The 12931-nt window shown below is 50.5% G+C and carries 10 protein-coding genes; 3 read left to right on the top strand and 7 right to left on the bottom strand.

From position 1 onward, the window contains the following. Nucleotides 1-8: 8 nt before the first annotated feature. Nucleotides 9-773 (bottom strand): sugar phosphate isomerase/epimerase family protein, encoded by a 765-nt coding sequence (locus ACAN54_RS07685; protein WP_379152669.1) that lies wholly within the window; start codon nt 771-773, stop codon nt 9-11. Between the two features lie 62 nt (nt 774-835). Further along, nucleotides 836-1999 carry a Gfo/Idh/MocA family protein gene (locus tag ACAN54_RS07690; protein WP_379152671.1) on the bottom strand — a complete coding sequence of 388 codons (1164 nt, stop codon included), beginning with the start codon at nt 1997-1999 and terminating at the stop codon, nt 836-838. 159 nt (nt 2000-2158) lie between these two features. On the opposite strand from ACAN54_RS07690, the gene ACAN54_RS07695 reads away from it, so the two are divergent. From ACAN54_RS07695 to ACAN54_RS07705, 3 genes are all read left to right on the top strand, one after another. Beyond that, nucleotides 2159-2986: a helix-turn-helix domain-containing protein gene (locus tag ACAN54_RS07695; protein WP_379152673.1), complete on the top strand. Its 828-nt coding sequence runs from the start codon at nt 2159-2161 to the stop codon at nt 2984-2986. A 159-nt stretch (nt 2987-3145) separates the two neighbouring features. After that, nucleotides 3146-4000 carry an SDR family oxidoreductase gene (locus tag ACAN54_RS07700; RefSeq protein ID WP_379152675.1) on the top strand — a complete coding sequence of 285 codons (855 nt, stop codon included), beginning with the start codon at nt 3146-3148 and terminating at the stop codon, nt 3998-4000. 115 nt (nt 4001-4115) lie between these two features. After that, nucleotides 4116-4526: a VOC family protein gene (locus tag ACAN54_RS07705; protein WP_379152677.1), complete on the top strand. Its 411-nt coding sequence runs from the start codon at nt 4116-4118 to the stop codon at nt 4524-4526. A gap of 549 nt (nt 4527-5075) precedes the next feature. Here ACAN54_RS07705 and ACAN54_RS07710 read toward each other — a convergent pair. From ACAN54_RS07710 to ACAN54_RS07730, 5 genes are all read right to left on the bottom strand, one after another. Beyond that, the gene (locus ACAN54_RS07710) at nt 5076-6863 is read right to left on the bottom strand and encodes a glycoside hydrolase family 36 protein (protein WP_379152679.1); all 1788 of its coding nucleotides are present in this window, start codon (nt 6861-6863) and stop codon (nt 5076-5078) included. Between the two features lie 51 nt (nt 6864-6914). Continuing rightward, the gene (locus ACAN54_RS07715) at nt 6915-8633 is read right to left on the bottom strand and encodes a cache domain-containing sensor histidine kinase (protein WP_379152681.1); all 1719 of its coding nucleotides are present in this window, start codon (nt 8631-8633) and stop codon (nt 6915-6917) included. Nucleotide 8634: 1 nt separating this feature from the next. Then, a complete protein-coding gene (locus tag ACAN54_RS07720; protein ID WP_379152684.1) occupies nt 8635-10200 on the bottom strand; it encodes a response regulator transcription factor in 1566 nt (521 codons plus the stop codon). 130 nt (nt 10201-10330) lie between these two features. Further along, nucleotides 10331-11935, bottom strand: coding sequence for an extracellular solute-binding protein (locus ACAN54_RS07725; protein ID WP_379154149.1), 1605 nt, complete (start codon nt 11933-11935; stop codon nt 10331-10333). A gap of 83 nt (nt 11936-12018) precedes the next feature. Continuing rightward, a complete protein-coding gene (locus ACAN54_RS07730; protein ID WP_379152687.1) occupies nt 12019-12924 on the bottom strand; it encodes a carbohydrate ABC transporter permease in 906 nt (301 codons plus the stop codon). Nucleotides 12925-12931: the final 7 nt, after the last annotated feature.

The following is a 12931-nucleotide window of genomic DNA, read 5'->3' on the forward strand; positions in this document are numbered from 1 at the left end:
AGATCTAATTACAGCAAGGTATGAAGATATTTCAAGCTGATCTCCAGGCTCTCGAACGGATTGCGGCGGCAGACATCCTGTTCAACCACATACCACTCTACTCCTGTCTCGCGGCAGGCTTCGATGATTGCTCGATAATCCATATTGCCTTGGCCGATTTCAGCAAATTCTGCTTTTCTTGCGACCACTGCCATATCTTTCAGATGCACAACCCGCATTCGGCCCTTCATCTTGTGAATCCAATCCACCGGACTGCCACCCCCAGCCTGAACCCAGTAGAGATCCAATTCAAAATCGAACGTCTCCGGGTCTGACTCCTGCCGAAGAACTTCAAGTCCCGTCATGCCATCCAGTTGCTCGAACTCAAAATCATGATTATGATACACAAATTGCAGCCCGTGCTTCTGCTTCAAGACTTTTGCAATTTGGGAAGCTTTCTTGGCAAATGTACGATAACCTTCCTGACTAGTCTGGTACTCGCCCGGAAGTGCTCCAAGACCGATGTATGGACAGTTCCAGAGCTTGTGCTCCGCCGCCAGCGCGTCAAGGTCGTTCACCAGCCTGTCCCAGGGAACGTGTGTGGCACAGATCGCCAGTCCCGCTTCTTCTGCATATCGCTTAACCAGCTGCGGATCAATTGGCCCAATACCCGAAACCTGCACTGCCTGATAACCAATATCCTTTACCTTTAGAAAGCTGTCCCGCAACCCTTCGGCAGTCTGTGTGAACTCCCTCAGGGTATACATTTGCGCGGCAATGGTTGAAGTCTTCATAGATTGCTACACTCCTTGTATGGTTGTAATCGGACGGTTGATATCGCTTTAACCGAAGATATCTAGTGTGTTCCCGACACATTCAGCGTCTTTAGCCCAGTCGTATCCTTTTGGAAGGTAGAATTCTGCACTTTATCCATCAGCTTCTCATGGAACAAATCACCGTCAATGGGAAGCTCCACCCAGTTATCTGTCCATGCGGACAGATACATCGCATTCGACAGTGTCAGGCCATGGATGCCTTCTTCCCCTGGTGCAAGCAAGGGTTCATCGTGCAGGATGGCGTTCGTGAAGTTGCGCAGGATGCCTTTATGCTGCTCACCATCCCCTTTTTCCACGGGAATCTCGCATTTCCAGCACTCTGGTGCTCCGAAGCCGCCCTTGTATTCAGCGTTAAAAACTGGCTCAGGCGTGCGCAACCGCCAGAAGGTCAGGGTGCCGTCTTCAATGACGATCTTCCCGTTGTCTCCGGTGATTTCAAAGCGGTTTGTACCCGGAGCTTCTCCGGTCGTGGTAATAAAAAGCCCGGTGGCTCCATTCGCATACTCGGCATAAGCAGTCACATCATCCTCGACCTCAATCTTCCGGTATTTCCCAAAATGGCAAAACGCCCGGATGCGCACAGGCATCATTCCTGTGGTCCACTGCCAGAGGTCTAACTGATGCGGGTCCTGATTCAGCAGCACTCCGCCTCCCTCTCCGGCCCAGGTAGCGCGCCAGCCGCCGGAATCATAGTAGTTCTGTGATCTGTACCAGTTCGTAATAATCCAGTTCGTACGACGGATCTCGCCAAGTTCACCAGCCTGAATCAGCTCACGGAGCTTCTGGTAGAGCGGGTTGGTCCGCTGATTGTACATAATGCCGAACTTGCGGTCTGACTTAGCAGCTATGTCGTTCATTTCCTGAACGGCTTTGGTGTATACACCGGCAGGCTTTTCAATTAGAACGTGCAGTCCGTAACCCATCGCTTCTATCGCGAGCGGCGGGTGGTCATAATGCGGTGTAGCGATTAACACAGCATCTATGACGCCTGATTGAAACATATCTGTTGCTGTGCTGAAATGCTTCACCTTCTCCGGCAACTGTTCCGAAGCCCATTCCAGGCGTTCAGGACTGATATCGCATACGGCAGTCAACTCAGCCCCCTTCACTTCTTCCAGCAGGCTAAGGGCGTGGGCCCGGCCCATATTTCCGATGCCTATGATTCCATAACGTACCTTTGTCATCTCTTGGATCACATCCTGATTTCAGTTTATGTTATGAGAATAACCTTAATCATCAGGTGTGAACATGACTGGAATTAAGGAGTATTTGTATATAATTAAGATGTATTAGTTAAATGAAAGCGGTATACTAAAGTTATCCCTCTATTAAGGAGTGGCCCTATGGATCGATTAGGAAATATGACAGGACGACTGCTTCAGAATTTGAACGTTACTGTCACTCATGCCCAGCTCAGTACCAGGTACCCGGGCTGGAACCGCACGAACGAGACGCCTTCTTTCAACCGGCTTTATTTTATTGACAGCGGGGAAGGTAAAGTGATTATTAATGGTGTTGCTTATTATCCAAGACCAGGGCAATTAATGATAATGCCTGCCGGTTCCATTCAGACCACAGAAACTTCGCCAGACCACCCATATGCCCGGTACTATTGCCATTTCGATGCCCACATCGGGGAGTGGCCGCTGTTTCATTCCGCTAATAAGCTGTATATCAGCGATGCTGCCGATCCCGATGCTGTTCGGGAAGTTTTTACCGAGATGATCACTCACTTTCAAGATGACAGCTTTCTCTCCACAATCCGTGTGCAAGCGGCACTGCTTAATCTTATGGCGTTGTGCATGGAGGCCGGCGGCTACTCGGATTTCCTGAATGAGCTGCTGCATACCAGTGACCAGGGCAAACTCGCGCATGTGCTGGAATACATTGACCGGCGTCTGAAACATCCGCTTGAGATCGAAGAACTGGCAGATCAAGTGCATCTGCATCCCAATTATTTTATTCCTTATTTCAAAAAGTTCATGGGCGTCACCCCGATGCACTATGTACAGCTCAAACGGATGGAGCTCGCCAAAAAACAGCTGTCCTATACCGGCTTCAGCATCTCTGATATCGCCGAACAGGTTGGAATGGAGCTGGCCCACTTCTCTAAGTATTTCAAAAAAACAACCGGGGTCTCCCCCTCGGCCTACAGGAGCAGCACCCGATAAATACCTGGCCACTGTTTCACTTTAAGATTAATGAATGTATATACAAATGACACGGAAAGCGGATAGATCTTTGAAGTCATGTGCAAGAAGTTATGCTGCAAAAGAATTCATCCTGGGCTGCGCGATAGCGCTGTACCCTGCAGAGAGGAAGTGCCATTCATGGCTCGATTAGCACTGCAGCCTGCGCTTGCAGGCAAGATTGCTGTTATTACTGGAGGAGCGGGTGTCTTGTGTGCTGTCATGGCACATGAATTAGGGCGCCAGGGCGCCAAGGTAGCTATACTGAACCGCACGGTGGAAAAGGGAAACTCGCTTGCTGCCGAGATTAATGAAGCAGGAGGACAAGCCTATTCAGTAGCTTGTGATGTAACGGATGAAAGCAGCGTTAGCCTTGCTGCAGCTGAGGTTCTGAAGCATTGGGGGCCATGCGATCTTTTAATTAATGGGGCTGGGGGAAATCAGCCGTCCGCCATTACAACGAAGGAAATACTGGCAGATGGAGATCTGGAGAATCCGGAGATCACCTCCTTCTTCGATCTATCTGCATCCGGCTTCCGTCAGGTCATGGACCTCAATCTGATTGGCACACTTATACCTACCCAACTATTTGCCAGGCAAATGCTTGGGCGTTCAGGTGCAACCGTGATTAACATCTCTTCCATGAGTGCCGCGTCGCCAATGACCAAAGTACCTGCATACAGTGCTGCGAAGGCTGGGATTAACAACTTCACCCAATGGCTGGCTGTCCATCTGGCAGAGTCCGGGATTCGGGTTAATGCCATTGCACCAGGCTTCTTCCTCACGAAGCAGAATGAGAAGCTCCTGCTCCGTGATGACGGAGGACTGACCGAACGATCAGACAAGATCATCTCTCAGACTCCGATGCGCCGCTTCGGGAAGCCGGAGGACCTTCTCGGTACCTTGCTCTGGTTGGCGGACGAAGAGATGTCGGGTTTTGTTACGGGAATTACAGTACCGGTAGACGGCGGATTCATGGCCTATTCAGGGGTATAGAAAGCTTGAGTTCTGTACAGAACAATACAGCAATCCATAAGAAATGCGGCTGAAGTGATTTGTTACAATGAACATGTCAGAACCAAACCTTATCCCTGGAAAGGATGTTGTTCACATGGCTAATTTTACAGCTTATCTGATGTCAGAGGATGCTAAAGCTCAAGCGGAGTTCTACATTCAGGCGCTTGGCGGCAAAATGAATTCCATTACCAGACACGGAGACTTGCCAAACGCAAGTGAGGATTTGAAGGACAAAGTGATTAACCTTAGCTTTATGGCTGCCGGGGTCCACTTTATGATGTCCGATTCAGTCTTAGAACCGGTTAGTTATGGCAATACGGTCAATTTGAACCTGGAATTCGCGGAAGAAGCTGAAGCCCGTCAAGCCTTTGACAATCTTGCGGAGGGCGGCGTGGTTAAGGAAGCATTGAACCCAGCATTCTGGGGAGCACTCTTCGGACATGTTCAGGATAAGTTTGGCATTCTTTGGATGATCACTACAGTGCCTAAGCAGGAACAACAGTGACCTATCCTTTATAAAGACGCCGCTATCTTCTATTAAAGCGGCGTCTTTTCACTGTGCGGACCTACGTCTCCTATAAGCCACTCCAAAAGCCTTCACAAGCACATCCCCCAGCACCGACAGCAGAACTGATCCAATAAGTCGAGCCAGAAAGTGGCTTTTTCCTATTTGGAAAAATTTTTATAAAATCCCTCCTTTCCTCCAGACCCATCAGGTAGGCAGGTGCTCCTACAACGGTATTTCTGCCGTTGTTTTCGGGCTAAGCAGCCTAAGGCGCTTCAACAACAGCATTTCTACCGTTGTTTTCGGGCGATCCAGGCTAAAGCGCTCCAACAACGGTATTTCTGCCGTTGTTTTCGGGATAAGCAGCTTAAGGCGCTCCTACAACGGCATTTGTGCCGTTTTTTTCGATTTCAAACAGGCTTGGGCGGACAATAGCCACGTTACCGAATAAACTCGGTAGCGGCGCCTATTGCACGTTGTATTTAGCTAATCAAGCTCAGAGCCAGCTACAGTAATGCTGAAACTGAGGAGTAGATATCCCTCATAAGTCTATTCGTTTTTGCGGACTGGACGCAGTGTAATTACACCAGCCGATGGCACATCCAGCGCGTGTACCCCGCTGCTCCAGTTCAGCTGGTAATCTGCAGTCACTGTTCCGTGACAATCACGGACACTGATATCCAGTGGACCCGAGTCACGGTCCAGCTCCAGCACCAACCGGGTGAGCAGCGTACCATTGACGATAATCACCAGCCCTGGTAAATCCCCGGTTACGGAAATAACAGTATCAAGGTAAGCCGCAAATACCCACTTCTGGGTGGTGCGGGCTATCACCAGCGGATACAACAGCTCAGGATGCTGCGGCTCCAGGCGGCCATCCAGCAATACCTCCCTGTGTTCTCGCCAGAAGGATAACCAGAACGCCAGCATGGTGACATGGTCCTCCGGCAGACGTTCGATTCTGACTGAAATCTGCGGGACAGCAAACAGCACATTGATAAACTGAAGTGCTGCCGATGCTGAAGACTCCTGCGTATTCCACATCAACATGTCAGAATGCGCTGCAGTGGTTCCGCATATCAACCGGATATCGATTGTCTTGATCCGGTTCTGAAGCGCGTCATTCGGACAATCCCCTGCCCGGAACATATTCCCGTATTTGCGCAACAGCGGTCCAATGTAGTTCTGGCGGAATTCGATCAGAATATCCGGTTTCAGCTGCCGCAGACGGGAGATGATTCCACTCATAAGCTTATCTACCGCTTCCGGCACCGAACTGGTGTCATGCCCATACTTAGGTGACTTATCCTCTGAGGTATAGAAACTGTCGATGAAATCCAGTTTAAACCCGTCCAGATCCCACTCCAGAACCGCCTGCTCATAGATTCCGGTCAAATATTCCCGCACTTCCGGGTAACGGGGATCGGCAACCCCGGCTCCAAACGCATCATTCACATACAGCAATTTATTCTCAAACCTCGCCCAGGCCTGACTATGCTTCCCGATGAATGGAACCGCGTACCATAGCATGAATTTCATCCCATACTTATGAATCCGGGCTACATGCGCCTTCAGATCAGGGATTTTTTCTGTACTCTCCCTCCAGTCTCCGCAGTAGGCATAACCTCTGGTTGCATCTGAGGTCTGCCAACCGTCATCCACGATAACCGTCTTGCAGCCCACTGCAGCTGCTGCCCGGCACTCGGCTTCCACTGCATCAGGTGTTAGCTGTTGATGAAAGCTGTACCATGTCGAATACATCGGTTCCCTGGCCGCTTCCGGCACGGGTGAAGGGTCACATCCGGGTAGTCCGGCCCACCATTCTGTCACCCCCTTCAATGCTTCATAATATGGATGACTGCGGGAATCCAGCCTCAGGGTGATCTCAAGATGGTCCACTGGCGGGCTAGATTCTGCAAAGAGTGTCACGGAACAATGAAAGCAGGATGTTTCTTCATGCAGACCTGTATGCAGAACCACAGGGTTCAGAACATCCGAACAGGCAAAGGTAAGAACATTATTCCCCCGGTTCCCATAGAGACTAATGACCGGCGCAGAGGAAGTAGACCTTGAGGGGAAGCCCTGCCACCAATCAGGGATCAGTCCGCGGCTCCGCTCTACCGATGGATGCCAGAGACCTTGCACATCCACTGCTGCGCAGCTCCATTTCAGGGATAATTCAGGGGGAACCTCCGGATTTAAGGCATCCATAACAAGACGGACATAATGAACTCCTGTCTCAGAGACTTCTTCACTAGCAGTAAAGAGCGAGACGGTAAAAGCGCCTGTCTTACCCTCCAGCCTCATTTCACAGCCATTGCTTAGTATGATCTTCAATAGCTTCAAAGCTCCTTTGTAGCCGGTTGGGACCGCCTGAATGATTACAGGTTACATCCGGCACGGAATCGAAATCTGTATACACGCCCCGATCCCTGGCCGGCTGGCGATGGTTACACCGTAGCTGCTGCCATGATGCAGCTTGATCCGGGAATCCACATTACGTATGCCATAGCCAATGCGGGGGCCTTCGGGGTCCATAATCTGCCGGATGATCTCCGAATTCATGCCAACGCCATTATCAATCACCTTGAACACAATCTCCGTATCCCTTTTCTCTGCGATAAGCCGGATACCTAGAGTCGTTCCGAACCAAGCATGCTCGAGCGCATTTTCAATCAGCGGCTGGAGTATCAACTTGACCGTGGCATACTCCAGAACTTCCGGGTCGATGTCATAATATACACTAAGCCGTTCACCGTATTTGATACACTGGATTGCCACATAAGCTTTAGCATGTCCTATTTCATTACCCACGGTGGTCAGGATTTCTCCGCGGTTCAGACTAAGCCTGTAGAATTTCGCCAGCTCTTGGACCATAATATGCAGTTTATCGATATCGCCGAATTGCGCGAGACGATTGATGGAGGAGAGAGTATTGTAGAGGAAATGGGGATTGATCTGCGCCTGCAGCGACTCCAGCTCTGCTTCCTTTTTCTGCAGATCGGCAACGTAATTTTTGTGGATCAGTTCTTCCATATTGCTGCCCATCCGATTGAAAGCGGTAGCGATTTGAGCCAGCTCGTCATTGCCTTTGAAGCGGATTCTTTTGTGGAAATCCCCGTCATGAAAAGCATTGAGCGATCCCACGATCTTCTGAATCCTCCGTGAAAAGTAACCGGATACCCAAATCCCCAGCACTGCCAGAATGAAGGCGCTGACCAGACAGACCAGCAGGGTCATCCGGCGGACTTCATTCGCGCTCTGATCGAACAAGCTATCCGGAATGTAGGCTTGCAGCTGCCAGCCCAGACCGTGCAGGGATTCACTAAGAACAAGCCGTCCGGGACCGGACTGGATGCTCCCCCCTTCCGGATCTTCCGGCGAGGACTTCAGCACGATTCTTCCGCTGTCGTCAAGCACGACAAGCGTGCTGTATTCACCGATTTTACGATAATCCACCGAGTCCAGCAGATCCTTAATCTGCACCGTCACCCGGACGAGTCCGATCTTCTTGCCGCGCTGTACATCGTCCAGACGCTGCAGCAGCGAGATATTGTTGTCCTCCTTATCGCGGAGTATCTGCTGCCAGTGGCTGAGACCCGGGAGGGTGCCTGGGAATTCCAGCATGCGGTACCAATCCGCATCTTGTATCCGCTGCAGATGATAGATCTCGTAGCGTTTGGTTGAGAGCAGTGGATTCTGCCCTCCATCCTTATAGAACACCTCAGGCAGTGATTCGTTCTGAAGATACAGGGACAGGCCAATGTTGCTGGCTGTATAATTCAGCAGATTTTCGAGCGCCGGCATGAGGGTCTTCGTCATAGTCTCATAGCTGTACCAGCCCTGATCATAGCGGCGCAGTGCATTTTGCAGACTGTAATTGTAGTAGAGACTGTTCGAGATCCGTTCGAGATCATCTGTGCGGTAACGGATATTATCGCGCATTTGCCTCAGGGTACCTTGAAGATTCTCCCGTGTTTTTTCACGTAGGGAATTCACAGAATGGGTGTAAGCGAACAAGCCAACCGTCAATACGGCAATCAGCAGGCAGAGTACATAAGGCAGAATGAGCTTGTATCCAAAAGGAATATTCCCCATGCGCCGCATGTCACAGATGTCTCCTGTAATCGCCAGGGCTCACACCATAAAATTCCTTGAACTGCTTGCTGAAATGGGAAAGATTTTTATAACCCACTCTGTTTGCGGCTTCATAGACCTTCAGTTTTGGATCACCAAGCAATACCTTGACCCGCTCCAGCCTCCGCTGCCCCACATAATCGGAGAAATACACTCCGGTCTCTTCATAGAAGATCTGACCTAGATGGTTAGGCGAAAAAGAAAAGTAATTGGCTGCATCCCGTAGCATGACATTATGCTCCAGATGCTCTTCAATGTACGCCTGAATCTCCTCTACAAGCTTGCGTTTCTTCCCCTGGCGTTTGCGCTGCAGGCGCTCGGATAACTCGAACATCCGGCGGCGGAGCCAGGATTTCATATCCTCAATGGTCTCAAGGTCATATAAAATATTGAGATGCTTGCGTTCCAGCCCCAGCAGCTCATAAAAATCCTCATTGATCGTATGCAGATATGCATCCAGCTTGGAGATAATGTGCAGAAAAAGCTGGTAAATCTCCAGCTTGGTCTCCATATTGCCCACCCATACGAACAGCTCTTCGTTGCAGTCATCCACATCGACCAGACGATAAGAGGACATCGCCGCAAATAAAGCTTGCAGGATGCTGTCTAGGTCCTTAGCGGAGGCCGAGATCGGCCCTCTGGCATCGGAATGGAGAATCAGCTTGCCTTTGCCCAGGAACAACTTCAGTCCTAGCGCATTCCTTGCCTGCTGGAAAGAATCACGCAGCTCACACAGATGGCTAACGGTAGGACCCACACCGATGGTTATCGTCAGCGGTGTTCCGTCCGCCGCCTGTTGGGTCAGCCTGCGGAGTCTTTCGTGGCCCACACCTTCCTCCAGAATCAGCGCATAATGGAACCGTTCCGTTCTGCACGCTTGTATCTGTTCTTCGGAACAATACCGCTCGATTGACAGCTCTAGCCTGTTCTCTATCTCTGCCTTGGCCCCGTCACTGTAGCCGTTCAGCTTCCAGGACATATCATCGGGTTCGAGCAGCGCCGCGTACAGTCTCACTCCACTCCAGTTGATCCCCACTCGGTGAAGGAGAGACAATATCTTTTCTTCATCCGGGGTTCCGTCAATCAGCTGTATGAACAATTCCCTTCGCAGAAGTGGCTCAGATTCGGAGAAATACCGCTCCAAATAGTTGTGCTCCTGCTCGCGGTCCAGACTTTCCCGGACCTCTTCAAGTGATCTGCGCAGATCTTCATCATCCACAGGCTTCAACACATAACCGGACGCGCTCATGGATATAGCCTGCTTGGCATATTGAAAATCCTCATAGCCGCTGACAAATATAATCTTCAGCTTCGGGTTCAGCTCAAGGGCTCTGCGGGCAAGCTCCATTCCTGACATGATCGGCATTCTGATATCGGTGACCATAATATCCACAGTCTGCGACTCCAGCACCTCCAAGGCTTCAAAGCCGCTGCATGCGGCAGCACACACCTCCATGCCAAGACCTTCCCAGTTCATGAAGCGCTGCAGTCCCTCCAGATCCAGCAGCTCATCGTCGACCAGCAGCACCTTGTACATCCCATATCACCCTCACAATCAGAATTCAATCTGCACCCAGGCGACCTGTGCTTGCGGATAATACCATATAATTGTAAAAAGGGGGTACACTTGGATTCAGTATACCCCACGGCTTAGGATGGCTCTAGTGTTATTTCATCTTGCTCAGATTGTCCTGCCATTTCCCGGTTTGGAATTTCAGAAGCTTCTCATAGCCTGCTTTCTTCGCATCCTCATTCGCTTTATTTAAGAGGCTGATGACTTCGTCATCGCTTTTTGCATACAGGGTTTTGGCAAAAACCTCCTGGTAAATATCATTTACCGCCGTGGCAATGGTTCCTTCTTCCGAGTCCGGCAGCGGATCCAGATTCACGAACTCCGTAAAGTTCTTGGAGGTCTTCCAGGTCACCTTCTGCTGGGCCAGTGTAGTCCAATTCTGCTTGTCGGGCGGAAGCTGCGCATCCATCTTGGCTTTGGTCTGGTCAATAAAGGTCGTGTTGCCAACCCAGTTGAAACGGCCGATTCTTTCCTTGTCCTTGTCTCCCTGCGGAGTATTCAGACCTGCCTCGTTCAGAATAGGAACGCCGTCTGCATCATACTCATCCCAGTAGAGTCCCTGCCGGCCGAAGTTCAGAATCCGCTGTCCTTCTTCGCTGGTTACCCAGTCAAGATAAGAGAAGATCGCTTCCGGGTCTTTGGCATTCTTCGTGATGACCAGCACGTTCCAGCCTAGTGAATTGTAATTGTTTGGTGTGATTTTGGCTGCATCCAGGCCCGCTTTGTGAATTGGCCAGATGATATCATATCCGGCATCGGGGTCCGTCGTTCTGAGCGCGGTATCTGCTCCCCGTCCAGGATTCACCACATCACCATCCACATAGACAGCTACGCGGCCGGTTTTGAGCTTCTCGGATATCTGGTCACCCGTCTGGGTGAACAGGTCTTGAGTGATCAGCTTTTCACGGAAAAGCTTGCTGGCGTACTGCATATTCTCGATAAATACCTGATCCTCAAAAATCGATTCCAGCGTATTGCCTACCGGATTCGCTTTGGGCAGATACGGTTTATTTTCAGCAAATCCACCATACATCGTATCGATTCCACGGCCCTTGGCTCCTACCTCAAGCGGCACCACATCGGGATATTTCTCCTTCACCTGCTTCAGGTAAGCGTACAGATCATCGTAGGTTTCCAGTTTTGGTGAACCCAGTTCCTTATATATTTTGCGGTTAATGATCCACCCGCCGTTGCCGTTCGGGCTTGACGTATACCAGTTAGGGAACTGGTAGAGCTTGCCGTCTTCCGAGCGCAGCATGTTCAGTGTGGCTTCACCGGCGTTCTTTTTCAGATTAGGGTAACGGTCCAGATAATCGTCAAAGGGTACCAGCAGCCCGGGCTGACGAAGCCGCTCCACATTTGCACCCCGGTCCATCATAATGACATCAGGCAGACTGCCTGAGGCAATCATTGTGCTGAACTTGGTCTCGGCAGCGCCGCTGGACTGAACCGGAGTCATTTGGACCTTCAGGGTATCAGCAATCCATTTGGTTGTGGAATCCCTGCCCCACTGTTCCGTGGTATCCCAATCGTAATTACTGTAATACGTAAAGGAGACAGGTTTGACCGTGCTTCCGACACCTGCAGCTGTTGCTTCGGGAATTGCACTTGCCGCTGTTGTCTCTGTTGCCGCAGGTGCTTTGGTAGGATCGGCGGATGGCGCCGCAGTATTGTTCCCCCCTCCACAACCGGCAATCATAAGCACCGAACATAATGCAACACTCAGCAGCGGAAAACTCTTCTTGGACTTCAAATGAGCAACCCCTCTCTAATGTTCATTCTTTACTCTTTAAGCGAGCCGATTAATACACCTTTCACGAAATATTTTTGTAAAAAAGGGTAGACCATAATGATCGGCAGTGTAGCAACCATGGTCGTTGCCATGATCAGCGATTTACTGGTGACCGACTGTACGAGCGCTAGACGGTCCTGCGCTGCTGCACTGCTGCCTATAGCTTTCTGAAGCTGATCCGTCACAATATTGGAATTCAGGATCTGCTTCAGCAGGGTCTGAATCGGGATCAGATCTGGATTGTTAATATAAATGCTGGCCGAGAACCAGTCATTCCAGTGGTACACGGCTGTAAACAAGGACAGGGTTGCCACGACAGGACCAGAGATGGGAATAATGATGCGGATCAGTACACCGATATGGTTGCAGCCGTCAATCCGCGCCGATTCAACCAGTCCCGCCGGCAGCCCCAAAAAGAAAGTCCGGAATATAATCATGTTATAAACACTGATCATCCCTGGAATAACCAGTACCCAGAAGGTATCCATCATGCCAAATTCGCGCAGCAGGAGAAAGGTTGGAATCAGTCCACCGCTGAAGTACATCGTTATGATGCAGAATACCATATATACTTTGCGGCCCATCAGTTCATTCCGGGAGAGGCCATAGGCCAATATGGCGGTGAACATGACCGATAAGGTGGTGCCTACGATGGTGCGCATGATGGAGATCAGAAATGCATGGCCGATGCGGCTATCCCGGAACACGACCTCGTAATTATCCAGCGTAGGACTTCGCGGCCAGAACGTTATTCCGCCAAGTGCCGTGTCCGACCCCATATTGAAGGAGATCACAAGTGAATTCCAGAAAGGGTACAGGGTGATGAAACCCAGCAGCAGAAGCAGTGCATAGATAATGACTTGAAGGATTTTGTCTCCCGCCGACAGCTTCATCATAACCTGC

Source organism: Paenibacillus diazotrophicus, from assembly GCF_042610465.1.

Coding starts and splice junctions, on each gene's coding strand:
- ACAN54_RS07685 (WP_379152669.1), bottom strand. CDS start 773: ATGAAGACTTCAACCATTGCCGCGCAAATGTATACCCTGAGGGAGTTC.
- ACAN54_RS07690 (WP_379152671.1), bottom strand. CDS start 1,999: ATGACAAAGGTACGTTATGGAATCATAGGCATCGGAAATATGGGCCGG.
- ACAN54_RS07695 (WP_379152673.1), top strand. CDS start 2,159: ATGGATCGATTAGGAAATATGACAGGACGACTGCTTCAGAATTTGAAC.
- ACAN54_RS07700 (WP_379152675.1), top strand. CDS start 3,146: ATGGCTCGATTAGCACTGCAGCCTGCGCTTGCAGGCAAGATTGCTGTT.
- ACAN54_RS07705 (WP_379152677.1), top strand. CDS start 4,116: ATGGCTAATTTTACAGCTTATCTGATGTCAGAGGATGCTAAAGCTCAA.
- ACAN54_RS07715 (WP_379152681.1), bottom strand. CDS start 8,633: ATGCGGCGCATGGGGAATATTCCTTTTGGATACAAGCTCATTCTGCCT.
- ACAN54_RS07720 (WP_379152684.1), bottom strand. CDS start 10,200: ATGTACAAGGTGCTGCTGGTCGACGATGAGCTGCTGGATCTGGAGGGA.
- ACAN54_RS07725 (WP_379154149.1), bottom strand. CDS start 11,935: ATGATTGCCGGTTGTGGAGGGGGGAACAATACTGCGGCGCCATCCGCC.
- ACAN54_RS07730 (WP_379152687.1), bottom strand. CDS start 12,924: ATGATGAAGCTGTCGGCGGGAGACAAAATCCTTCAAGTCATTATCTAT.